The organism is Azospirillum ramasamyi (assembly GCF_003233655.1).
GTDB lineage: Bacteria > Pseudomonadota > Alphaproteobacteria > Azospirillales > Azospirillaceae > Azospirillum > Azospirillum ramasamyi.
In genome coordinates, this window is sequence record NZ_CP029829.1 from 2,393,337 (window position 1) to 2,415,872 (window position 22,536).

The 22,536-nt window shown below is 70.2% G+C and carries 19 protein-coding genes and 1 tRNA gene; 13 read left to right on the plus strand and 7 right to left on the minus strand.

Going from position 1 to position 22,536, the window contains the following annotated elements; all coding sequences use genetic code 11:
• Positions 1–17: 17 nt before the first annotated feature.
• The gene (locus tag DM194_RS11240) at positions 18–1,019 is read left to right on the plus strand and encodes a site-specific tyrosine recombinase XerD (RefSeq protein ID WP_246024201.1); all 1,002 of its coding nucleotides are present in this window, start codon (positions 18–20) and stop codon (positions 1,017–1,019) included.
• 116 nt (positions 1,020–1,135) lie between these two features.
• Here DM194_RS11240 and DM194_RS11245 read toward each other — a convergent pair whose 3' ends face one another.
• The 5 genes from DM194_RS11245 to coaBC form a co-directional block, all read right to left on the minus strand.
• Entirely contained in the window at positions 1,136–1,447 is a 312-nt protein-coding gene (locus DM194_RS11245) for a polyhydroxyalkanoic acid system family protein (RefSeq protein ID WP_111067395.1), read from the minus strand.
• 70 nt (positions 1,448–1,517) lie between these two features.
• Positions 1,518–3,797, minus strand: a complete 2,280-nt coding sequence (locus DM194_RS11250) for a sensor histidine kinase (protein WP_246024202.1) — start codon at positions 3,795–3,797, stop codon at positions 1,518–1,520.
• A 173-nt stretch (positions 3,798–3,970) separates the two neighbouring features.
• Positions 3,971–7,612 carry a hybrid sensor histidine kinase/response regulator gene (locus DM194_RS11255; protein ID WP_111067397.1) on the minus strand — a complete coding sequence of 1,214 codons (3,642 nt, stop codon included), beginning with the start codon at positions 7,610–7,612 and terminating at the stop codon, positions 3,971–3,973.
• A gap of 111 nt (positions 7,613–7,723) precedes the next feature.
• Positions 7,724–8,179: a dUTP diphosphatase gene (gene dut / locus DM194_RS11260; RefSeq protein WP_111067398.1), complete on the minus strand. Its 456-nt coding sequence runs from the start codon at positions 8,177–8,179 to the stop codon at positions 7,724–7,726.
• Positions 8,180–8,228: 49 nt separating this feature from the next.
• A complete protein-coding gene (gene coaBC / locus DM194_RS11265) occupies positions 8,229–9,452 on the minus strand; it encodes a bifunctional phosphopantothenoylcysteine decarboxylase/phosphopantothenate--cysteine ligase CoaBC (protein ID WP_111067399.1) in 1,224 nt (407 codons plus the stop codon).
• Between the two features lie 221 nt (positions 9,453–9,673).
• Between coaBC and DM194_RS11270 the strand changes: the two genes are divergently transcribed.
• Positions 9,674–11,095, plus strand: a complete 1,422-nt coding sequence (locus tag DM194_RS11270; RefSeq protein WP_111067400.1) for a sigma-54-dependent transcriptional regulator — start codon at positions 9,674–9,676, stop codon at positions 11,093–11,095.
• Between the two features lie 286 nt (positions 11,096–11,381).
• Complete coding sequence (locus tag DM194_RS11275) at positions 11,382–11,591, plus strand: cold-shock protein (protein ID WP_014249082.1); 210 nt, start codon at positions 11,382–11,384, stop codon at positions 11,589–11,591.
• Positions 11,592–11,606: 15 nt separating this feature from the next.
• Here the strand turns inward: DM194_RS11275 and DM194_RS11280 are convergent, their stop codons facing one another.
• Positions 11,607–12,476 carry a response regulator gene (locus DM194_RS11280; RefSeq protein WP_111067401.1) on the minus strand — a complete coding sequence of 290 codons (870 nt, stop codon included), beginning with the start codon at positions 12,474–12,476 and terminating at the stop codon, positions 11,607–11,609.
• A gap of 234 nt (positions 12,477–12,710) precedes the next feature.
• Here DM194_RS11280 and trpB point away from each other — a divergent pair, with 234 nt between their 5' ends.
• From trpB to DM194_RS11305, 5 genes are all read left to right on the plus strand, one after another.
• The gene (gene trpB, locus DM194_RS11285) at positions 12,711–13,928 is read left to right on the plus strand and encodes a tryptophan synthase subunit beta (protein ID WP_111067402.1); all 1,218 of its coding nucleotides are present in this window, start codon (positions 12,711–12,713) and stop codon (positions 13,926–13,928) included.
• An 8-nt stretch (positions 13,929–13,936) separates the two neighbouring features.
• Complete coding sequence (gene trpA / locus DM194_RS11290) at positions 13,937–14,797, plus strand: tryptophan synthase subunit alpha (protein WP_111067403.1); 861 nt, start codon at positions 13,937–13,939, stop codon at positions 14,795–14,797.
• A gap of 155 nt (positions 14,798–14,952) precedes the next feature.
• Positions 14,953–15,963, plus strand: a complete 1,011-nt coding sequence (accD, locus tag DM194_RS11295; protein WP_111067404.1) for an acetyl-CoA carboxylase, carboxyltransferase subunit beta — start codon at positions 14,953–14,955, stop codon at positions 15,961–15,963.
• A 34-nt stretch (positions 15,964–15,997) separates the two neighbouring features.
• The gene (locus tag DM194_RS11300) at positions 15,998–17,371 is read left to right on the plus strand and encodes a bifunctional folylpolyglutamate synthase/dihydrofolate synthase (RefSeq protein WP_111067405.1); all 1,374 of its coding nucleotides are present in this window, start codon (positions 15,998–16,000) and stop codon (positions 17,369–17,371) included.
• 55 nt (positions 17,372–17,426) lie between these two features.
• On the plus strand, positions 17,427–18,509 hold the full coding sequence (locus DM194_RS11305; RefSeq protein ID WP_111067406.1) for a DMT family transporter: 1,083 nt from the start codon (positions 17,427–17,429) through the stop codon (positions 18,507–18,509).
• A 179-nt stretch (positions 18,510–18,688) separates the two neighbouring features.
• On the opposite strand, the gene DM194_RS11310 is transcribed toward DM194_RS11305, so the two are convergent.
• Positions 18,689–18,764: transfer RNA gene (locus tag DM194_RS11310), tRNA-Ala, on the minus strand.
• A gap of 294 nt (positions 18,765–19,058) precedes the next feature.
• Between DM194_RS11310 and DM194_RS11315 the strand changes: the two genes are divergently transcribed.
• Genes DM194_RS11315 through modD form a run of 5 tightly spaced genes read left to right on the plus strand, consistent with a single transcriptional unit; the run spans position 19,059 to position 22,446 of the window.
• Positions 19,059–19,343: a YggT family protein gene (locus DM194_RS11315; RefSeq protein WP_111067407.1), complete on the plus strand. Its 285-nt coding sequence runs from the start codon at positions 19,059–19,061 to the stop codon at positions 19,341–19,343.
• Between the two features lie 2 nt (positions 19,344–19,345).
• Positions 19,346–19,687: a DUF167 domain-containing protein gene (locus tag DM194_RS11320; RefSeq protein ID WP_111067408.1), complete on the plus strand. Its 342-nt coding sequence runs from the start codon at positions 19,346–19,348 to the stop codon at positions 19,685–19,687.
• 1 nt (position 19,688) lies between these two features.
• Positions 19,689–20,594, plus strand: coding sequence for a bifunctional methylenetetrahydrofolate dehydrogenase/methenyltetrahydrofolate cyclohydrolase FolD (folD, locus tag DM194_RS11325; RefSeq protein ID WP_111067409.1), 906 nt, complete (start codon positions 19,689–19,691; stop codon positions 20,592–20,594).
• Positions 20,591–21,586 carry a magnesium transporter CorA family protein gene (locus DM194_RS11330; RefSeq protein ID WP_111067410.1) on the plus strand — a complete coding sequence of 332 codons (996 nt, stop codon included), beginning with the start codon at positions 20,591–20,593 and terminating at the stop codon, positions 21,584–21,586. Before folD ends, DM194_RS11330 begins: the two co-directional genes overlap by 4 nt.
• 29 nt (positions 21,587–21,615) lie before the next feature.
• Entirely contained in the window at positions 21,616–22,446 is an 831-nt protein-coding gene (gene modD / locus DM194_RS11335) for a ModD protein (protein WP_111067411.1), read from the plus strand.
• Positions 22,447–22,536 lie beyond the last annotated feature (90 nt).

Consider the following 22,536-nt stretch of genomic DNA (forward strand, 5'->3'; position numbering starts at 1 on the left):
GAAAGCCCGTCTCCACGATGACTGCCCCCAAGAGTCCCGCCAAGCGGCGGGGCCGGCCGTGCAAGCCGCGCCCGCTCACCACCTCCCCGCATCTGGACGCCTTCCTCGACATGCTGACGGCGGAGCGCGGGGCGGCGGTGAACACGCGGCTGGCCTATGAGCGCGACCTGACCGACCTCGGCCGCTGGCTCGCCCAGCGCAGCGTGGCGCTGGAGGGGGCCGGCACCGAGGATCTGCGCGCCTATCTGGCGGTGCAGAGCAAGGACGGCGCCCCGCGCACGGTGGCGCGGCGGCTGTCGGCGATGCGTCAGTTCTACCGCTTCCTGCTGTCGGAAGGCCGGCGGGTCGACGATCCCGCCTCCCCGCTCGACAGCCCCAAGCAGGGCCGCCCGCTGCCCAAGATCCTGACGGAGGCGGAGGTCGGCGCCATGCTGTCCACCGCCGAGGCGCGCGGCGGACCGGAAGGGCTGCGGCTGGTCGCCCTGCTGGAAGTGCTCTACGCCACCGGCCTGCGCGTGTCGGAACTGGTCGGACTGCCGATGACCGCCATCATGCGCGACGGCCGCGGCCTGCTGGTGCGCGGCAAGGGCGGCAAGGAGCGGATGGTCCCGCTGTCCGACCCGGCGCTGGCGGCGCTGGCCGCCTACATCCCCTCGCGCGGCCACTTCATCCCGCCGGCTGCGGGGGGAGAGGCCGGGCACAGCCCCTTCCTGTTCCCGTCACGCAGCTCCGGCGAGGGGCACCTGACGCGCCAGCGCTTCGCCCAACTGCTGAAACAGCTGGCGATCGACGCCGGCATCGACCCGGAGAAGGTCAGCCCCCACGTCCTGCGCCACGCCTTCGCCACCCATCTGCTGGACCATGGCGCCGACCTGCGTTCGGTCCAGAAGATGCTGGGCCATGCCGACATCGCGACGACGCAGATTTACACCCATGTGGTGACGGAGCGGCTGAAGAAGGTCATGCACGACCACCACCCGCTCGCCCGCCGCAGGGTGGAGGAGCCTTCGGAAGGGTGACGGAGGTAAGGATGGGATGGGAGGTGCCTTCCGTGGCGCCCCCACCCTGACCCTCCCCCGCTGGGCGGGCGAGGTTGGGTGGGGGCAATCGAAGCCGACACCTCCCCAGCCGGTCCTTACTTCTTCTCCAGCATCAGCGTGCCCTGGCGGGAGACCTTGTGCTTGATCTTTTCGGCCAGCAGGGCGAGCGCCCAGGGCAGTTGAACCTCCATCTCGACGCTGTCGTCCAGCACGTCGATGTGGCCGGCGATGGTCTGGGCCAGGGCGACGACGCGGAAGTTCAGGCGGTCGTCGGTCCAGCTCTCCTCGACGCTGGCGGCAAAGGCGCTGAGACGGGTCCGCACCTCGCCCATGCCGTCGACCAGCCGGCGCTTGGCCTCCGCCCGGCCGAGCGAATGGGGGATGGACAGGGTCAGGGGCTTTGGCATCGTCGGCGGCTCCGCGCTGCACGGGATCGGATGGACAAAGGTAACACCGGGAGCGCGTCTTTGGTCCCGCTCACCCGGCCCTGACGCCGTTGGCGGGGGCGCGCACCGGCATGATGCAGCGGACATGGGCGCTGCGGTAGACGCCGGTGTCGCCGGACTCGTCCAGCTCCAGCCGGCCGCCATGCAGCTCCATCACGTTGCGCGCCAGCGAGACGCCGAGCGCCGCCGCGCCCTGCGGATCGGCGTCCGGCGGAGCGGCGCCGCTGACCGACAGGGTGACGCTGCCGTTCAGCCGCTCGCCGGCCAGCCGGATGCGGCGGTCGGGCGGCGGGTGGCGGATGGCGCCGACCACCAGGGTGAACAGCGCCTGCTTCAGCCGCTTGCCGTCGCCCTCGATCTCGCCCAGCGCCTCCGGGGCCACGACCTCCATGCGCAGCCCTTCGCGCCGGGCCCAATCGCGGGTGAGGCTGGCCACCGAGTCGAGCAGGTCGGGCAGGCTGACCGAACCGCGCTCCAGCGTGGTCACGCCGGCCCCCAGGCTGGTCAGGTCGACCACGTCGTCGATCAGCTCAAGCAAGCGCTCCCCGGCCGACAGCATGCTGCGCACATACTCCATCTGCCGGGGGTTGAGTTCGCCGAAATACTGGTTCGCCAGCACCTCGGCGAAGCCGATGATGCCGTTCAGCGGCGTGCGCAGATGGTGGGAGACGTTGGCGATGAACTCGCTCTTCAGCTGGTCGGCGGCCTCCAGCGCCGCGTTGGAGGCGCGCAGCGCCGTCTCCAGCCGGGCACCGTCGGTCACGTCCAGATAGCTGTTCAGCACCGCCCCGTCGGGCAGCGGCAGGGTGGAGAACTCCACCACCGACCCGTCGCTGCGCTCCACCCGGCCGGAGCGGACGCTGCGTTCCAGCGTGGCGCCGATCAGCTCCTCCTTCAGGGCCTCCCAGCCGGAGGCGGCGGCCTCTCCCTGCCTGTCCGGCGGCGCGATCTCCAGCAGCGGGCGCATCCGCTCGAAGACGTCGGCGATGTGCGGTTCGCCGTGCAGGTCGCCGTCCTCCAGATCCCAGATGCGGGCGAAGGCCGGGTTGGACAGCTTCAGCCGGCCGTCGCCGCCGAACACCGCGATGCCCTCCGCCAGATTGTCAAGCGTCTCCTGCTGCACCGCCATCAGCGTGTTGTAGGAGGATTCCAGCGCCAGCGTGTTGGTCACGTCCTCCAGGATGGTGATCAGCCCGCCCTGGGGGTGGGGAGCGGCCAGATGACGCAGCGTCGTGCCGTCGGGCAGGTGCAGCATCTCCTCCACCGGCTCCACCAGATGGGTGTAGCGGGTCAGGCGTTCGCGCTTGAAGGTCTGGTAGTCGGCATATTCCGGCAGGCGGCGGCGGGCGCGCAGCTCCTCCAGCAGTTCGGCGTTGGTCGGCTCGGTGCGCAGCCACGCCTCGTCCAGATCCCACAGCCGGGCATAGGCCTGGTTGAAGAAGGTCAGGCGGGTGTCGGAGCCGAAGATGGCGATGGCGGTGCCCAGCCGTTCCAGCACCTCGGCATGGGCGGTCAGGTGGCGGTCCAGCTCGCCGCGCAGCTCCTCCAGCGGGGTGAGGTCGAGCGCATAGCCGACCACCAGCGTGCCGCCGCCGTCGGTCAGCGGCAGCGGCGCCTCCGTCACCTCCAGCAGGCGGCGTTCGGTGCCGATCACCACGGGCGCGCGGTCGGACTGGGCGAAGCCGCCGCTGCGCGCCCGTTCGGCCAGGGCCGGGCCGGTGACGGTCAGTTCCCGCCCTTCCGTCACCACGTTGTCCGGATCGCAGTCGACGGCGCGGGCATAGGCGCGGTTGCACCAGGACAGCCGCAACGAGCGGTCGCGCATCCACACCGGGATCGGCAGGGCGTCGGCCATCGCCTGCAGCTCCGCGAGGCGGGAGCGGGCGGCCCCGGCTTCCTTCTCGTGCCGGCGGGTGGCGTCCTGCGCGGCGTCGCGGGCGACGGTGACGTCCTCGATCCACACCACGTCGCAGCAGCTGTCGCCGGCACGGCCGCGCCGGCCGGTCAGCACCAGCCGCCGGCCATCCGGCGCCAGCCCTTCGCAGCGGAAAGGCTCGCCGTCGCGGCGCAGGCGGAGGAGGGCGGCGGCGAGGTCGGGCGACGACACCGCATCCGGCAGGGCGTCGGCCTTGGAGATGCCCAGCAGGGCCCCGGCCTCGTCCGACAAACTCCCCACGCCCGACTCCGTCCAGGCGCACCAGGGGTAGGGAGAGGCGGCGAGCATCGCCCGCCAGCGGTCGCGGTCTGCGGCTGCATGTTCGGCCTCCCGCCGGGTTTCCTTGTTCCAAAAGAAGCCAGCGAAACCGACCACGCTTTCCACCCCCGGATCGCCGGGGCTTGGCGATGGCCCGGCTTAATCAGTCCAAATGAATCAAGATATTCAGAGTAGTTCAGCCATACCCCACCGACAAGCAACTCGCGTCCACCGTGCGCCTTTTCGGGTTGCCGCTCCCGTCCAAGTAGATTTCGCCCCAACACGTCCGATCACGCCATGCTCTCTTCCGGCAGGGATACCGTCTCTTTCGTGTGACGAAGCGCATGAATCGCTTTTTCGACCTCCGGGAAGGCCGCGGCCATCGCGCGGGCATGGCGTTCCACCTCCTCAAGCTGTGCGTCCACGATCGCACGCTCCAGCGCCGTGCAGGCGGCGGCCAGCACCTGCGCGCCCGCGGTGCGCGCCGCCCCGGCGGCGGAATGGGCGGCCGCCCGCGCCTCCTCCATCTCCCCCGCGTCGAGCGCCTGCCGCACCCGGTCCAGGGTGGGCCGCGTCGTTTCGATGAAGAAGTCCATCATGTCCAGCGTGCCGCCGTCGATGCCGTCCTCCCGGCCTCCGCCGAAGGTCTCGCGCAGGTGGTCGAGGTCGAGCACCGGCAGGTCCGGTTCGTCCGGCGGACGGGTGGGTTGCGGTCCCGGCTCCATCTTCGCCTCCGGCGGGCGGGGAGTGGCGTCGAGCCGCCGGGCCAGCACCTGCGACAGTTGGACCAGCGTCACCGGCTTGGCGAGGTAATCGTCCATGCCGGCGGCCAGACAGCGCTCCATCTCGCCGGACAGCGCGTTGGCGGTCATGGCGACGATGGCGGTGCGCCGCTCCGTTCCGTCCTCCTCCGCCCGGATGCGGCGGGCGAGCTCGTAGCCGTCCATCACCGGCATGTGGCAGTCGGTGATGACCAGCCGGTGGCGGCCAATGCGCCATGCCGCGAGCGCCTGCTCGCCATCCGCCGCCAGATCCACCGTGCAGCCAAGGCGGCGGAGCTGGCGCAGGACGACCTGCTGGTTGGTCGGATGGTCTTCCGCCACCAGGACCGGGCCGTAGGCCGGAGGATTGTCCCGCTCTTCCTCTCCCGTGCCGGCCGCGACACCGGCCCGCTCCGCGTCTGGTGCGGCGCGGCCGGTCAGGAGGGCGGCGGCGCGGATCAGGGCGGTGCGGTGGACCGGCTGGACCAGCGCGCCCGGTTCGCCGTGGGGCGAAGCGACCGCCGGGCCGTTCCCCCGCCCGTCGCCCAGCAGCAGCCGCGGCAGTCCGGGTCCGCAGGCGCCGGCCAGCGGTTCCAGCCGCCCGGCCATCGTCCCGCCGGTGACCAGCAGCCCCACCCCTCCGCGACCCAGGCGGGAGGCCGCATCGGCCACCGTGGCGGCGGCGGTCACCGTCGCCCCGCCCTGTTCCAGGTAGCGGGCCAGCACGTCGCGCTGCACCTCGTCGTCGTCGGCGACCAGCACGGCCAGTCCGGCCAGCGGCGCCGGGGCGGGCATGGCGGCATCCTTCCCCCGCGGCAGGTCCACGGTGAACCAGAAGGTCGAGCCCTGGCCGGGCACCGACCCGACGCCGATCCGTCCGCCCATCCGTTCGATCAGCCGGGTGCAGATCGCCAGCCCCAGCCCGGTGCCGCCGAAGCGCCGGGTGGTGGAACTGTCGGCCTGGCTGAAGGGCTGGAACAGCCGGGCCTGCCCCTCCGGCCCGATGCCGATGCCGGTGTCCTGCACCGCCACATGCAGGCTGACATGATCCTGGCGCGTGGACCCGGCGGCATGGACGCGCAGCACCACCCGGCCGCGGTCGGTGAACTTGATGGCGTTGCCGGTCAGGTTGAACAGAATTTGGCGCAGCCGGCCGGAATCGCCGCGCAGCCGCGCCGGCACCGAGCGGTCGATGTCGCAGATCAGCGCCAGCCCCTTCTGGTGGGCCTGGGGCGCCAGCAGGTCGGCCACCCCCTCCACCAGCTCGGCCGGACGCAGGTCAAGCTCCTCCAGCTCCAGCTTCCCGGCCTCGATCTTCGACAAATCCAGGATGTCGTCGATGATCCGCAGCAGCGCGGCCCCGCTCTCCCGCATGGTGGAGACCAGCGTGCATTGCTCCTCGTCCAGCGGGGTGAGCGCCATCAGCTCCAGCATGCCGAGCACGCCGTTCATCGGCGTGCGGATCTCGTGGCTCATGGTGGCCAGGAATTCCGCCTTCGACCGGGCGGCGATCTCCGCCTGCTCCTTGGCGGCGCGCAGCGCCTCCTCCGCCTGCTTGCGCGCGGTGATGTCGTAGCTCCAGGCCAGCACCGCCGGCTCGCCCTCGAAGCTGGTGCGCTGGAGCGTCTGCAGGGCCCAGACCCGGCTGCCGTCGGGGCGGTCGACCGCCACCTCGGCGTCGCGCACCAGGACACCGCCGTTTCCGGCCTCCCACTGCTGACCGGTCCCACCCCGGCTGATGCTGGCGCCGGGCAGGGCCAGCGCGTGGCGGCTGCCGACGAAGGCGTCCAGCGGCCGGCCTGCCAGTTCGGCGGCGCGGGCGTTGGCGAAGGCGACGGTGCCGTCGGTGCGGCCGATGGAGACGCCGACCGGGCTCTGCTCCAGGATGGTGCGCAGCCGCCGCTCGCCGTCGGCCAGCGCGCTTTCGCGGGCGCGGATGGTGGTGACGAAATAGGCCAGCGCGCGGGCCATCTCGCCGATCTCGTCCCGGCTGCCGGACGGGGTGGCGGGTGGCAGGTCGAGGTCGGGCATCGCCGCCGGCTCGGCCGTCTCCACCGCCTGCATGGCGCTGCGCAGCCGGCGCAGCCGCGCCACCACGTTGCGGTGGATGTAGGCGAAGATGGCGGCGGCGCCCAGGATGGACAGCAGCGCCATGGCGATCACCGCCCGCTTGCCGTCGCCGATCACCCGCTCGAACTCGGATGAGCGGCGGGCGACGTCCTGCTCCACCACCAGGAAATAGTCGGACACGATGCCGACCAGTTGGTCCGACACCGCCTGATTGCGCGCCGCCGACCGCTTGACCGCCCGCTGCAACGACAGCTCCGCCGCGCGCAGGGTGAACAGGGGGGATCGCCCGAAGGCCGCCTCCTCCACCTCGCGCTGCAGCGGCTGCAGCCGGGCGGCGCGGTCCGGCGGCAGCAGGGCCAGCGCGGCGGCGGCATTGTCCAGCGCCGCGCGGGTTTCGGCCCGGAACCCGTCCAGCTGACCGTCCTGGTCGGCGCGCAAGGCGGCCAGCAGCGTGGTGGCCGCCGCGGTCAGATCCCGGCGCCAGCGCTCCAGCGCGTCGCGGCTGCGCTCCGCCGCCTCGGCATCCGGCAGGCCGGAGCGCGTCTCCATCGGCCAGGGCGCCGCCTCCTCCCGCGCTTCGGCGGCGCCCAGCCGGCCGGTCAGGGCGGCCAGGGCCTGGGCGCGGGCATTGGTCTCGGCGGTCAGGGCCAACTGCTGCCGGACCTGGGCGTTCAGGGTCAGCAGCGTGCCGACCAGCTCGTTCTTGCGGCGGTCGAGTTCGCCCAGATCGGCCTGAACCCCGATTCCATGCCCGCCATTTGCCGGGCCTCCACTTCCCGGGCCGCCATGGGCGATCAGCCGGGCCATCAGCTGTTCCAGCCGGACGATCTGGTCGCCCATCCGCGCCATCACCGCCTCGCGCGCGGTCTGGTCCTGGGCGGCGACCAGGGCGGGGGCGATGGCGGCCACGGCGCCGCTCTGCTGCACCAGCTGCGCGGCGGCGACCAACCCCGGCACCTTGGCCGTGGCGATCTGCTCATAGCCCTGGTGAAAGCGGGAAAACAGCGAGACGGCGACGACGCTGGTCGCCGCGGCCAGCCCGCCGATTACCGTCAATCCCGCCAGGATGCGGAACGCCACGCTCCGCCGGGGACTCCGCATGACCACCCCCTCGCCCGCCGCCAGTACCGGAGGGGGGTGCTTCGCCCGCCGCGCCATACCCCTTCCGGCGGGGCGATCATGCCACAGAAACGATGGCGGGGGATGGAGTTCTCAGGCGACGCCGGTGGACCCGAAGCCGCCGGCGCCGCGCGCGGTCTCGTCCAGCGTCCCGACTTCGATCAGCGCCGCCCGGGGGGCCGGGGCGATCACCGCCTGGGCGATGCGGTCGCCGCGGGCGACGGTGAAGGGCTCGTCCCCCAGATTGATCAGGCAGACGCCGACCGGCCCGCGATAGTCGCAGTCGACGGTGCCCGGCGTGTTCAGCACCGTGACGCCGTTCTTCACCGCCAGACCGGAGCGCGGCCGGATCTGCATTTCCCACCCCGCCGGCAGCCCGACGGCGAAGCCGGTCTGCACCAGCAGCCGCTTGCCCGGCGCCAGCACGACGGGCTCGTCCGCCGGCACCGCGGCGCGCAGGTCGAAGCCGGCGGCGCCCTCGGTGGCGTAGGAGGGCAGCGGCAGGTCGTCGTTGCCGGGCAGGCGGAGGAAGGCGACGGTGGGGAACATGGGGGATCCTGTGTTCGGGTATCGTATGGCAAGGTGTAAGGGGTAGACGCTACTTCCCGGCGAAATACCCCGCCACCGCCTCGGCCAGCCGGGTGGCGACGGCGTCCTTGGGCATGGTGGGCCAGGATTCGGTGCCGTCGGCGCGGATCAGGTGGACGGTGTTGTCGCTGCCGCCGAAGGTGCCGGTGCCGGGGGAGACGTCATTGGCGACGATCCAGTCGCAGCCCTTGCGGGCGCGCTTGGCGGTGGCGTAGGCCAGCACGTCGCCGGTTTCCGCCGCGAAGCCGACCACCAGCGCGGGGCGGCGCTCGCCGGGCCTGGACAGGGTGGCGAGGATGTCGGGGTTCTCGGTCAGCGCCAGCGCCGGCGGACCGCCGCCGTCCTTCTTCAGCTTGCGGTCGGACTCGCCCGCGACGCGCCAGTCGGCGACCGCGGCGGCGCAGACCGCGATGTCGGCGGGCAGCGCCGCCTCGCAGGCCGCCAGCATCTCGCGCGCCGTCTCGATATGGACGACGCTGCAGCCGGGCGGGTCGGGCAGGCGGGTCGGGCCGCTGACCAGCGTCACCGCCGCCCCCAGCTTCGCCAGGGCCGCGGCGATGGCGTGCCCCTGCTTCCCCGACGAGCGGTTGGCGATGTAGCGCACCGGGTCGATCGGCTCATGCGTCGGGCCGCTGGTGACGACGGCACGGCGTCCGGCCAGGGGACGGTTCGCGTCTTCCGCGAAGAGCGCGGCGATGGCGTCGATGATCTCCATCGGCTCCGCCATGCGGCCGGGGCCGTATTCGTTGCAGGCCATCACGCCCTCGTTCGGGCCGACGCGCCGCACACCGCGGCTTTCCAGCAGCGCCATGTTGGCCTGGGTCGCGGCATGCCGCCACATCCGCACATTCATGGCGGGAGCGACCAGCACCGGCTTGTCGGTGGCCAGCAGGACGGTGGCGGCCAGATCGTCGGCCATGCCGGCCGCCATCCGCGCCAGCAGGTTCGCGGTGGCCGGTGCCACCACCAGCAGGTCGGCCTCGCGTGACAGGCGGATGTGGCCCATCTCCGATTCGTCGGTCAGCGACCACAGGTCGCGGTAGACGGTATCCTCGGTCAGCGCCTGCACCGACAACGGCGTGACGAAGCGGGCGCCGGCCTCCGTCAGCACCGCGCGCACCGTCACGCCGCGTTCGCGCAGGCGGCGGATCAGGTCCAGGCTCTTGTAGGCGGCAATGCCGCCGGCGATGACCAGCAGCACGCGCTTGCCGGCCAGAACGGCGTGATCGGCCATGGCGATCCCCCTCTTCCCGACGCCCCTCGCGGACGCCCCGATGCCCGCTGCTGATAGTTCATCGCGCCTCCCCCGGCAAGCGGCGGCACCGCGGCCTATCCGGTCCGTCAGGGATATCGATCGCTTCGCGGCCTGCGCATGCGCGTGGGGGTAGGATTTTTAGGATTATCTGTTAGACAATGGGTCCAGCCCCTCCCCTGCCTCTGCGTGTCGTCCACAGCATGCCGCCCGGTTCCATACCCGTCCTGCTGATCGAAGACACGCCGTCGCTGGCCCGTGTCTACGCGGAATACCTGAAGAAGGAATCCCACGCCGTCATCTCGGTGGAGACGGGGGCCGACGCGCTGGCGCAGCTGAACGACGGCGCGCCCAAGGTGGTGCTTCTGGACCTGCAGCTGCCGGACATGAACGGGATGGAGGTGCTGAAGCGCATCGACGCCCAGGCCCTGCCCTGCGCGGTCATCGTCATCACCGCCCATGGTTCGGTGAAGGCGGCGGTGGAGGCGATGCGCTACGGCGCCTATGATTTCCTGGTGAAGCCCTTCTCCGCCGACCGGCTGGTGGTGACCGTCCGCAACGCGATGGAGCGGCTGCGGCTGGCCCAGCTGGTCGACACCTTCGAGAAGGATCTGAACCGCGCCCGCTATCACGGCTTCATCGGCTCGTCGCTGACGATGCAGGCGGTCTACCGCATCGTCGACAGCGCCGCCTCCTCGCGCGCGACCGTCTTCATCACCGGCGAGTCCGGCACCGGCAAGGAGGTCTGCGCCGAGGCGATCCACCGCCAGAGCCAGCGGGCGGCAAGGCCCTTCATCGCCATCAACTGCGGCGCCATCCCGAAGGATCTCATGGAAAGCGAGATCTTCGGCCATGTGAAGGGCAGCTTCACCGGGGCGGTTTCCGACCGCGAGGGCGCGGCGTCGCGCGCCGACGGCGGCACCCTGTTCCTGGACGAGATCTGCGAACTGGCGCCCGACCTGCAGACCAAGCTGCTGCGCTTCATCCAGACCGGCACCTTCACCCCGGTCGGCGGGTCGAAGCTGGAGAAGGTCGACCTGCGCATCGTCTGCGCCACCAACCGCGACCCCTTGCGCGAGGTGGAGGAGGGGCGGTTCCGCGAGGATCTGTACTACCGCCTGCACGTCATCCCCATCCACCTGCCGCCGCTGCGCGAGCGCGAGGACGACGTGCTGGAGATCGCCCGCCACTATCTGGCGGAATTCGCGAAGGAGGAGAAGAAGGGCTTCACCAGCTTCTCACCCCAGGCGGAACAGGCGCTGCGCCATTACCATTGGCCGGGCAACGTCCGGCAGCTGCAGAATGTCGTGCGCATCGTCGCGGTCCTGCATGACGGCGATACGGTGACGCCGCAGATGCTGCCGCCGCCGCTGGGCGCGCCGCAGCCGCCGGTCCCCGCCGCGGCCCCGGTCCCGGAGGCGGCCGGCGCCGCCCCGGCGCCGCGCCCGCATGTCCCCCCTTCCCCGGACTCCATCAAGCCCCTGTGGGAGGTGGAGAAGGACGCCATCGAGGATGCCATCGCCGCCTGCGACGGCAACATCCCGCGCGCCGCCGCCCTGCTGCAGATCAGCGCCTCGACGATCTACCGCAAACGGTTGGCCTGGCAGGCTGAAGGCAAGCTTTAACCCTTTATTTCAGCAAGGATTTCCTGCAGGTGCAAGAAATCCGCCAAGAAATGGGCTAATACCCTTCGACAAAGCGCAGTCGCCTTGGTCGTAATTCGGCCCCGGATTTTGCAATCCTTTGTCCTATGCCGTGAGACGGAATTGCCCGCAACCACAGCATGCGGCTAGCCTCCCCGCACAAAGTCTTGGTTCCGCTTGCCCGGCAGACCTCATGGCGCGGCCGATACGGGCAATTTCGAACCAAACAATTATGCAGACCCGTTTCGCAGAGACTAGGGGGAGGCCCATGACAAACGGCACCGTCAAATGGTTCAACACCACGAAAGGTTACGGCTTCATCGCGCCGGAAGCCGGATCGAAGGACGTTTTCGTGCATATCACCGCGGTCCAGCGCTCCGGCCTGCATGCCCTGTCCGAAGGCCAGCGCGTCCAGTTCGAGGTCGCCCGCGGCACCAACGGCAAGGATTCCGCGGTGAACATCAGCGTCGTCGAGTGATGCGGTTCCGTTAGGTCAAACCGGATATCCGGCGGCGCGGTAGGCCGCGACGGCATCCCCGGCCAGCCGGGCGATGTCGCTGCGAAGGCCGTCAACCGCGTCCGCCGCTCCCTTTTCCCCAAGCTCCGCAGAGAGGGGCCGCGCAGCTTCAGGCTCCGCGGAGGAGGCCCGGCAGGCCATCTCCAGCGCGCGGGCCGCGGCGCAGAGCGCGCGGGCGCCGAAGGTTCCGGCGGTGCTTTTCAGCGTGTGCGCCTCCCGCGTCAGGACCGCGAGGTCGCTTTCCGCCGTGATGCGCGCCACCCGCTCCCGCGTTTCCTCGACGAACTGCCGCAGCACGTCGGCCAGCAGGTCCGCCTCCAGATCCTGGGCCAACTGGGCCAGCACGTCGCGGTCCAGCACGTCGCCCGCCGCTTCGGGAACCGCCGCCGCGCAGGGGCCGAAGCCGGGGGCGGCGCCGGCGGACAGGGGCGCGCGCAGCCATTTCTCCACCGTCTCCAGCAGCAGCGCCCGGTCGACCGGCTTGGCGACGTGGTCGTTCATGCCGGCGTCCTGGCAGCGGACGCGGTCGGCCTCCCCGGTGTCGGCGGTCATGGCGACCACCGGCACCCGGCCGGCCGGCCCCGGCAGGCCGCGCAGCAGCCGCGTGGCGGCCAGCCCGTCCATCTCCGGCATCGACAAATCCATCAGGATCAGGTCGTAGCCGCCGGCCTGCGCCGCCATCACCGCCTCCAGCCCGTTGTTGGCGGTGTCGGCGCGGTGGCCGGCCTGGGCCAGGAGGGCGGTGACAAGCATCTGGTTGAGCGGACTGTCCTCAACCACCAGGATCCGGCGGGAAACCGGCTGGAGACCCGTGGGGACAAGCGACGGCGGCGTCCGCTGAGTCATCGGAAGGATGCTCCGCAATGAAGAAGGCGCCAGTGTAAGGGCGCGGCCTTGTCCGTGCAAAGCCCCGCTCCATGTTTGCGGACGGGCGAAATCGTGGATTGCCGTGGTCCGGCGCTTCAAATCGGCGCGTCCCACCGGTATGGTGGCGCGCTTGGCCGGCGTCCGGACCCGATGCCGCCCGCAAGACCGAGTCCTATCCCGGCTTTCCTTCGACTTCAGGCAGTGCCGCAGACGATGACCAAACTGAACACCTACCGCTCCGGTCCCGACGAGCGCGGGCATTTCGGAATCTTTGGCGGCCGTTTCGTCGCCGAGACGCTGATGCCCCTGATCCTGGAGGTCGAGAAGGCCTATCGCGAGGCGCGGGCCGATCCCGCCTTCGAAGGCGAGATGCGCCAGCAGTTGAAGCAGTATGTCGGCCGCCCCAACCCGCTCTATTACGCCGAGCGCCTGACCGAGCAGCTGGGCGGGGCCAAGATCTACTTCAAGCGCGAGGAGCTGAACCACACCGGCGCGCACAAGATCAACAACTGCATCGGCCAGATCCTGCTGGCCCGCCGCATGGGCAAGACCCGCATCATCGCCGAGACGGGCGCCGGCCAGCATGGCGTGGCGACCGCGACGGTCTGCGCGCTCTACAACATGCCCTGCGTCATCTACATGGGCGAGACCGACATCGCCCGCCAGCAGCCCAACGTCTTCCGCATGAAGCTGCTGGGGGCGGAGGTCCGCCCGGTGACGTCTGGCGGCGGCACGCTGAAGGACGCGATGAACGAGGCGCTGCGCGACTGGGTCACCAATGTCGCCGACACCTTCTACATCATCGGCACCGCCGCCGGCCCGCATCCCTACCCCGCCATGGTCCGCGACTTCCAGTCGGTGATCGGCGACGAGGTCCGCACCCAGATGCAGGAGCTGGAAGGCCGTCTGCCCGACAGCCTGGTCGCCTGCGTCGGCGGCGGGTCGAACGCCATCGGCCTGTTCCACCCCTTCCTGGACGATCCCTCGGTGCAGATGATCGGCGTCGAAGCCGCCGGCCGCGGCATCGAAAAGGGGCCGCTCGACCATGCCGCCTCGATCAACGGCGGCCGCCCCGGCGTGCTGCACGGCAACCGCACCTATCTGCTGCAGGACGAGGACGGCCAGATCCTGGAAGGCCACTCGATCTCCGCCGGCCTCGACTATCCCGGCATCGGACCGGAACACAGCTGGCTGCACGACGTGGGCCGCGTCGAATACGCCTACGCCACCGACCAGGAGGCGCTGGACGCCTTCCAGCTCTGCGCCCGCGCCGAGGGCATCATCCCGGCGCTGGAATCCGCCCACGGCCTTGCCGAGGTCATCAAGCGCGCACCGAAGCTGCCCAAGGACCACCTGATGGTGCTGTGCCTGTCGGGCCGCGGCGACAAGGACATCTTCTCCGTCGCCAAGCATCTGGGAGTGGAACTGTGAGTGCCGACATGAAGAGTGCCGATGTTGGGGCCGATGGCCGCATCGCCCGCCGTTTTGCCGCGCTGAAGGCGGAGGGACGCGCCGGTCTGGTCACCTTCATCACCGCCGGCGACCCCGATCCCGCCGTGTCGCAGGCCGTGCTGAACGGCCTGCCGGCCGCCGGCGCCGACCTGATCGAACTGGGCATGCCCTTCACCGACCCGATGGCCGACGGCCCGGCGATCCAGGCCTCCTCGCTGCGCGCGCTGAAGGCCGGGATGACGGTGCGCAAGACGCTGGAGATGGTCCGCGGCTTCCGCAAGCAGGACGCCGACACCCCGATCATCCTGATGGGCTATTACAACCCGATCTACGCCTATGGGGTGGAGCCCTTCCTGGCCGATGCGCGCGCGGCCGGGGTGGACGGCCTGATCGTCGTCGACCTGCCGCCGGAAGAGGACGAGGAGCTTTGCATTCCGGCGGTGAAGGCCGGCGTCAGCTTCGTCCGCCTGACGACGCCGACCACCGACGAGGCGCGCATGCCGACGGTGATGCGCAACACGTCGGGCTTCGTCTATTACGTGTCGATCGCCGGCATCACCGGCACCGCCAGCGCGTCGAACACCGCCGTCGACGCGGCTGTCGCCCGGTTGAAGCGCCACACCGACCTGCCGGTCGCCGTCGGCTTCGGCATCAAGACGCCGGACCAGGCCGCCGAGGTCGCCCGCGTCGCCGACGCCGCCGTGGTCGGCTCCGCCATCGTCACCCGGCTGGCCGATGGGCTGGCGGATGGCGGCGACGGGGCGGACGCGGTCAGGCCGGGCACGGTCGAGGACGTGCTGGGCTTCGTCGGCGAACTGGCCGCCGGGGTGCGCGCGGCGCGGGGCTGAGGGACGGACGGTTTACAACGACGGCAAACAGCTTTACGACACCTGCAACACGATCGCTCATGGCGACGAACGGCTGAAGAGCCCGGTGCGGCGCGGACCGGATGTCCCGCCGCCGCCGGGCTTCGGCGTACCGCCATGTCGTTGAAAGGCGTTCCATGAACTGGCTTACCAACTACGTCCGCCCCAAGATCCGCGCGCTCTATGCCCGCAAGGAAGTGCCCGACAACCTCTGGCACAAATGCCCGAGCTGCGAGGCGATGCTGTTCCACCGCGATCTGGAAGAGAACCTGCACGTCTGCCAGCACTGCGGCTTCCACATGCGGCTGGACCCGGTCAAGCGTTTGGAGTCGATGTTCGACGACGGGGCCTATGAGGGTGTCGAGCTGCCGAAGTCGGTCGCCGATCCGCTGAAGTTCCGCGACCAGAAGCGCTACACCGACCGCCTGAAGGAAGCCCAGGCCAAGACCGGCCGAACCGACGCCATCGTGGTGGGCGAGGGCCGGATCGGCGGGCACGCCGCCGTGGTCGCCGCCTTCGACTTCGGCTTCATGGGCGGGTCGATGGGCATCGCCGTCGGCGAAGGGCTGCTGACCGCCGCCCGTCTGGCCGTGGCGAAGAACGCGCCGCTGATCGTGGTTCCGGCGTCGGGCGGCGCCCGCATGCAGGAAGGCATCCTGTCGCTGATGCAGATGCCGCGCACCACCATCGCGGTGGAGATGGTCAAGGAAGCCGGCCTGCCCTACATCGTGGTGCTGACCGATCCGACCACCGGCGGCGTCACCGCCAGCTTCGCCATGCTGGGCGACATCCACATCGCCGAGAAGGGCGCGCAGATCGGCTTCGCCGGCGCCCGCGTGATCGAGAGCACGATCCGCGAGACCCTGCCGGAAGGATTCCAGCGCTCCGAATATCTGATGGAACACGGCATGGTCGACATGGTCGTCCACCGCCGCGACCTGCGCCCGACGCTGGTCCGCACCATCGGCCTGCTGATGACCCCGCGCATCGACGCGGTGGAGGCGGAGGATGTCGACCTGTCCGCCGCCCAGGCGGCCGACGGCGAACCGGCCCAGATGCCCCAGGCGGCGGCCCAGCCGACCGCCCAGGCGACGGCGGCCCAGCCCGCCGCGCAGCCGACGGCTCCGGTCCAGGCCGGCGGCGACTGACCGGCCCTTCCCGTCCATCCGACCAGAGACGATCATGACCGACGCCTCCCTTCCGCTGGCCAATCCGCCCGCCCGGCCGGCCGCGAACCGTTCCGACCCGGTGCTGGACCGGTTGAAGGGGCTTCACCCCAAGGTCATCGACCTGTCGCTGGACCGGGTGCATCGGCTGCTGGCGGCGCTGGGCCATCCTGAACGGAAGCTGCCGCCGGTGGTGCATGTCGCCGGCACCAACGGCAAGGGATCCACGATCGCCTTCCTGCGCGCGATGTTGGAGGCGGCCGGCTACCGCGTCCATGTCTACACTTCGCCGCATCTCGTGCGCTTTCACGAGCGCATCCGGCTGGGCCGGCATCAGGGTGGGCGGCTGATCGACGACGATCATCTGGCCGCCCTGCTGGAGGAGTGCGAGATCGCCAATGCCGGCAACCCGATCACCTTCTTCGAGGTGACGACGGTCGCCGCCCTCCTCGCCTTCTCCCGCGTGCCGGCCGACGTGGTCCTGCTGGAGACCGGGCTGGGTGGGCGGCTGGACGCCACCAATGTGGTGGCGAAGCCGGCGGTGACGGCGATCACCCGCATCTCCTACGACCACCGCCAGTTCCTGGGCGACTCGCTGCTGGAGATCGGCAGCGAGAAGGCCGGCATCTTCAAGCCGGGCGTCCCGGTTGTTCTGGCCCCGCAGCCGGAGGCCGACGCGCTCAGGGCGCTGAAGCTGCGCGCCAACGCCATCGGCGCCCCCATCCAGAGCTGGTCGGTGCAGGAGCGGCCGGACGGCTTCCGCTTCGAAAGCGCCAGGCGGCAGCTCGACCTGCCGATGCCGGGGCTGGCCGGCGTCCACCAGATCACCAATGCCGGCGTCGCCATCGCCTGCCTGGATCACCTGCCGCTGGCCGTGGACGACGAGGCGGTGCGCAAGGGCCTCGCCACCGTCGAATGGCCGGCGCGGCTGCAGCGCCTGACCCGAGGCCCGCTGGCCGAAAGCCTGCCGCCGGGCTGGGAGCTGTGGCTGGACGGCGGCCATAACGACTCGGCCGGTGAGGTGCTGGCCCGGCAGGCGGTCGACTGGTCGCGCGGCCAGCCCGGCACCGGCCGGTCGGAGGGCTCTCCTGCCCTGCCGCTGTTCGTGATCTACGGCATGCTGTCCAGCAAGGATCCGTTCGAGTTCCTGGGTCCGCTGGCTCCCTTCATCCATTCCCTGCGCGCAGTGGCGATCCCCGGCGAGGAAGCCAGCTTCACCGCGGAGGAATCCTGCGAAACCGCCAAACTCTGCGGCATCCGCGACCATGCGGCGGCCGACAATGTGGATGCGGCCCTGGCCGACCTCGTGGCCAATCGCCCGGGACCGGCGCGCGTGCTGATCTGCGGCTCGCTCTATCTGGCCGGAACGGTGCTGGCGGAGAACGGCTGAGATCCGTCATTGTCGGGAGGCGGGTTTCTCCAGCCACCGGACGGATGAAGCTTCCATGGCTCGAACGGGTTCGACGACCGCGATTCTGGCTGCCGTGCTCTTCGGCGTCAGCACGCCGATGGCGAAGCTGCTGGTCCATGACCTGTCGCCCTGGATGCTGGCCGGCCTGTTGTATCTCGGCTCCGGGACCGGTCTGGCGCTGGTCCGGCTGGTCCGTGGGCTGGCGGTCCCGGCGGAGCGCAGCGAACGGAGCATTCGCGGCGCCGAGTGGTTCTGGCTGCTGGGCGCCGTCCTGGCCGGGGGGATCGCCGCACCGGTGCTGCTGATGTCCGGCCTGGCGGCCACGCCGGCATCGAGCGCTTCGCTTCTGCTCAATCTGGAAGGAGTGTTCACCGCTCTTCTGGCGTGGTTCGTCTTCCGGGAAGGATTCGACCGGAGGCTCGTCGCCGGCATGATCGCCATCGTCGCGGGGGCGGTCGCGCTGTCCTGGGACGGACCGGTGGACATCGGAAGCCTTTGGGAAAGCCCTTGGACAGGTGGCTGGGCCGGCGGTTGGGGGGCCGCCGCGATCGCCGCCGCGTGCCTGATGTGGGCGCTGGACAACAACCTGACCCGCAAGGTCTCGCTGGCCGACCCCATGGACATCGCCATGATCAAGGGGCTGGTCGCCGGCTGCGTCAATGTCGGGATCGCCCTGGCCCTCGGCGACGGCATGCCCGCCGTGCCGACGATGATCGCGGCCATGCTGGTCGGGCTGCTGGGCTACGGCGTCAGCCTCGTCCTGTTCGTGTTCGCTCTGCGCCACATCGGCACCGCCAGGACCGGCGCCTATTTCTCCACCGCCCCCTTCGTCGGAGGCATCGCCTCGCTGGCGATGTTCGGGGAGCCGCTGACGGCCGGGCTGGTCGTTGCGTCGGTCCTGATGGGCATCGGTGTCTGGCTTCACCTAACCGAGGACCACGACCATGACCATGCCCATGAGGAGATCGTCCATGACCATCCGCATGTCCATGACGAGCATCACCAGCATGGTCACGACGGCCCGGTGACCGAGCCGCACAGCCACCGGCATCGTCACGGATATTTGCGGCACCGGCATCCCCATTACCCCGATGCCCACCACGTCCATACCCACTGAGGCATGGGCCGGACCATCGGTGAGGAAACGTATCGGAGGCGCGCGGGCCACCGGCTTGCCGTCGGGAGCGCTGGCGGGGCGGCCGAAATCGGCGAAATAAAAAAGCGGGCCAGATGCCGTTCCCGGCAACGCCCGCTGACAATCAGTCGATACTCTTGCCCTTCTGGAGAAGGGGGAAATGGTGGAGCCGAGGAGGATCGAACTCCCGACCTACGCATTGCGAACGCGTCGCTCTCCCAGCTGAGCTACGGCCCCACACTCACACCGTGGCGTCTTGGTTGCCCCGGCGTGGCGCGGATATTGTCCATGACGGGGGGTGCTGTCAAGCGCTTGATTCAGAAAAAATGAAGCATGGGCGCGATGGACCGGCCCACCCCCTGCGTCGGCGGTGTACCGGTCTATGCGCCGCAGGCCACCCGGCCTATCGGCGGGCCGCCGTACTGGACAGGCCTCTCCGCTTGTGCTTAGGGTGCCCGGAAAAGGTTGGCTCCCGCTTCGCAATGCGTTGCGCGCGGCCATCCCAAGGAACCGCTATGGAGCTGGGCCGGCATGATCGCGCTGTATATGCTCATCAACACCATTCTGGACCTGTTCTTCTGGATCCTCATCCTGTCGGCGATCCTCAGCTGGCTGGTGGCCTTCAATGTGGTCAACACGCGCAACCGCGCGGTCTATCTGATCGGTGACTTCCTGTACCGCATCACCGAACCGGTGCTGCGTCCGATCCGCCGCGTCCTGCCCAACATGGGCGGACTGGATCTGTCGCCGATCGTGGTTCTGCTGGCGATCTCCTTCATCCAGAACCTGATGGCCCAGTACTGGCCTCGCTTCTGACCGTGGCGGCGTCCTCTCCGCTCGAGGCGGTGGCCGACGGCCTGCGGGTGGCCCTCCGGGTGACGCCCAAGGCGTCGCGCAACGCGGTGACCGGCACGGCCGAGACGGCTGGAGGCGGGAGGGTTCTCAAGGTGGCGGTCACGGCGGTGCCGGAAAACGGCAAAGCCAACGAGGCTGTCATAAAACTGTTGTCGAAGGCATGGAAACTGCCCAAGACCAGCCTGACGGTGGTGGCCGGCGCCACCGACCGGAACAAGATACTGCATGTGGCAGGCGACCCGGCGGCTCTGCTGCCGCGGCTGTCTGTCCTGATCGACGATATGGGCACCGAGGGTGGAGAGTAGCATGGCGGACGCGAAGATCATCGACGGCAAGGCCTTTGCGGCCGGTCTGCGCGCGCGGGTGGCGGACGGTGTGGCGGCGCTGAAGGCCAGCCATGGCGTGACCCCCGGTCTGGCCGTGGTGCTGGTGGGCGAGGATCCGGCCAGCCAGGTCTATGTCCGCTCCAAGGAACGGGCCTTGGTCGAGTTGGGCATGAACAGCTTCGACCATCACGAGCCGGCCGACATGGCCGAATCCGACCTGCTGGCCCTGATCGACCGCCTGAACGCCGATTCGGCCGTGCACGGCATCCTGGTCCAGCTGCCGCTGCCCAGGCACATCGACAGCCAGAAGGTGCTGGCCCGCATCGTGCCGGAAAAGGACGCCGACGGTTTCCATGTGGTCAACGCCGGCCTGCTCGCCACCGGCCAGCCGGGCGCCATCGTGCCCTGCACGCCGCTGGGCAGCCTGCTGCTGATCCGCGACACGCTGGGCCGCGACCTGAAGGGCAAGCGCGCCCTGGTGCTCGGCCGTTCCAACATCGTCGGCAAGCCGATGGCCCAGCTTCTGCTGCAGGCCGACTGCACGGTGACCATGGCTCATTCCCGCACGGTGGATCTGCCGGAGGAATGCCGCCGCGCCGACATCCTGGTGGCGGCGGTCGGTCGGCCCGAGATGGTGCGCGGCGACTGGATCAAGCCCGGCGCCACCGTGATCGACGTCGGCATCAACCGCGTCGCGGCGGCGGAGCCCGGCAAGACCCGGCTGGTCGGCGACGTCGCCTTCGACGAGGCGGTGAAGGTCGCCGGCGCCATCACCCCGGTGCCGGGCGGCGTCGGGCCGATGACCATCGCCTGTCTGATGCTGAACACTCTGGCCGCCGCCTGCCGCGCCGCCGGCGCGCCGGTGCCGGAAGAGGCAGCCCTTTGATCACCGTCCATGCCCGTGCCGAAGACGGGCGGGTGGTGCGCCAGCCGCTGGAACTCGGCGAGGATCTGCCGGTCGGCGCGGTCTGGATCGACCTCCTGCGCCCGACGGAAGCGGAGCGTGCCCATGTCGGCGCGCTGACCGGCTTCGATCTGCCGACGCGCGAGGAGATGAAGGAGATCGAGGCCTCCAGCCAGCTCTATGTCGAGGGGGAGGGGATCTACATGACCTCTCCCATCATCTCGCGCGCGACCTCGCCCCACCCGGAGCAGGGCGAGCTGACCTTCGTTCTGACCCCGCGCCACCTCATCACCCTGCGCTACACCGAACCGCTGCCGGTCATCACCTTCGCCGCCCGCTGCGTCCGCCAGCCGGAACTGTTGGCGACGGGAGAGAGCGCGCTGTTCGGCCTGCTCGACGCGGTGATCGACCGTGTGGCCGACGTGCTGGAACTGGTCGGCGCCCGCATCGACGAGCTGTCGGCCCGCATCTTCGACGATTCGCTGGACGGCGGCGGCTTCGGCAAGGCGGCCAAGAAGCCGGACGAGTTGCAGGACGTTCTGCGCGGCATCGGCCGGGCCGGCGACCTGACCCACAAGGTGCGCGACAGCCTGGCCGGTCTCGACCGGCTGGTGGTGTTCATGTCCTCGGTCAGCGGCGGCCGGCTGAACAAGGAACAGAAGACCGCGCTGAAGACGATGACGCGCGACTTGCGGTCGCTGACCGAGCATGCCGGCTTCCTGGCGCATGAGGCGAACTTCCTGCTCGACGCCACGCTCGGCCTGATCAACATCGAACAGAACGCCATCATCAAGATCTTCTCGGTCGTCTCGGTCGCGCTGATGCCGCCGACCCTGATCGCGTCCGCCTACGGCATGAATTTCAGGCATATGCCGGAACTGGAGTGGAGTTTCGGCTATCCGATGGCCATCCTGCTGATGGTGCTGTCGGCGGTGGTCCCGCTCTGGTACTTCCGCCGGCGCGGCTGGCTATAGGTCTGGCTTCAGGTAAGGATACTCCGCCGATGACGACCATCCTGTCCGACGCCGCGCTCGACGCGCTTCTGGCACAGGATGTCCCATACGGTGACCTGACCACCGACTCGCTTGGCATCGCCGCCCGTCCGGCCCGCATGACCTTCGCCGCCCGCGGTGCCATGGTGCTGGCCGGGACGGAGGAGGCGGCCCGGCTGGTGGAGAAGGCCGGCGGCCGTGTCCTGCGCGTCGAGGCCAGCGGCACGACCGTGGAGGCCGGAGCGGTCTTCCTGGAGGCGGAGGGTCCGGCGGGATCGTTGCATCGGGCCTGGAAGGTGGCGCAGACGCTGGTCGAATACGCCTCCGGCATCGCCACCCGCGCCCGGCGCATCGTCGAGGCGGCTCCCGGCGTGACCGTCGCCTGCACCCGCAAGAACTTCCCCGGCGCCAAGGATCTCAGCGTCAAGGCGGTGCGGGCGGGCGGTGCGGTGATGCACCGGCTGGGCCTGTCGGAAACGCTGCTGGTCTTCCCCGAACACCGGGCCTTCCTGAGCGGCTCTCCGGAGGTCTGGATCGCGGCGCTGCGCCGCAAGGCTCCCGAGAAGAAGATCGTGGTCGAAGTCGGATCGGTCGAGGAGGCGGTGGCCTTCGCGAGAGCCGGCGCTGACGTCATCCAGCTGGAAAAGCTGCCGCCCGATGCCGCCCGCGCGGTGATCGAAGCGACGCGCGGCCTGACCCCGCCGCCGGTAGTGGCTCCGGCCGGCGGCGTGACCGAGGCGAACGCCGCCGCCTATGCCGCGGCCGGCTGCCGCCTGCTGATCACCTCGGCCCCCTTCTTCGGCCAGCCCGCCGACGTGAAGGTCGTTCTGGGGCCGGCGTAAAACCGCAGCCCGCGACGGCGCGTCGCAGTTCTCCGAAATACCTATGCGTGCGCCAGCGCGGCGGCGCGGACGGGATGGCCGCCAGTCCGC

Bases quoted from the DNA above. Each gene is read 5' to 3' on its own strand.
- DM194_RS11240 (WP_246024201.1), top strand. From the start codon at position 18: ATGACTGCCCCCAAGAGTCCCGCCAAGCGGCGGGGCCGGCCGTGCAAG.
- DM194_RS11245 (WP_111067395.1), bottom strand. From the start codon at position 1,447: ATGCCAAAGCCCCTGACCCTGTCCATCCCCCATTCGCTCGGCCGGGCG.
- DM194_RS11255 (WP_111067397.1), bottom strand. From the start codon at position 7,612: ATGCGGAGTCCCCGGCGGAGCGTGGCGTTCCGCATCCTGGCGGGATTG.
- dut (WP_111067398.1), bottom strand. From the start codon at position 8,179: ATGTTCCCCACCGTCGCCTTCCTCCGCCTGCCCGGCAACGACGACCTG.
- coaBC (WP_111067399.1), bottom strand. From the start codon at position 9,452: ATGGCCGATCACGCCGTTCTGGCCGGCAAGCGCGTGCTGCTGGTCATC.
- DM194_RS11270 (WP_111067400.1), top strand. From the start codon at position 9,674: ATGCCGCCCGGTTCCATACCCGTCCTGCTGATCGAAGACACGCCGTCG.
- DM194_RS11275 (WP_014249082.1), top strand. From the start codon at position 11,382: ATGACAAACGGCACCGTCAAATGGTTCAACACCACGAAAGGTTACGGC.
- DM194_RS11280 (WP_111067401.1), bottom strand. From the start codon at position 12,476: ATGACTCAGCGGACGCCGCCGTCGCTTGTCCCCACGGGTCTCCAGCCG.
- trpB (WP_111067402.1), top strand. From the start codon at position 12,711: ATGACCAAACTGAACACCTACCGCTCCGGTCCCGACGAGCGCGGGCAT.
- trpA (WP_111067403.1), top strand. From the start codon at position 13,937: ATGAAGAGTGCCGATGTTGGGGCCGATGGCCGCATCGCCCGCCGTTTT.
- accD (WP_111067404.1), top strand. From the start codon at position 14,953: ATGAACTGGCTTACCAACTACGTCCGCCCCAAGATCCGCGCGCTCTAT.
- DM194_RS11300 (WP_111067405.1), top strand. From the start codon at position 15,998: ATGACCGACGCCTCCCTTCCGCTGGCCAATCCGCCCGCCCGGCCGGCC.
- DM194_RS11305 (WP_111067406.1), top strand. From the start codon at position 17,427: ATGGCTCGAACGGGTTCGACGACCGCGATTCTGGCTGCCGTGCTCTTC.
- DM194_RS11315 (WP_111067407.1), top strand. From the start codon at position 19,059: ATGATCGCGCTGTATATGCTCATCAACACCATTCTGGACCTGTTCTTC.
- folD (WP_111067409.1), top strand. From the start codon at position 19,689: ATGGCGGACGCGAAGATCATCGACGGCAAGGCCTTTGCGGCCGGTCTG.
- modD (WP_111067411.1), top strand. From the start codon at position 21,616: ATGACGACCATCCTGTCCGACGCCGCGCTCGACGCGCTTCTGGCACAG.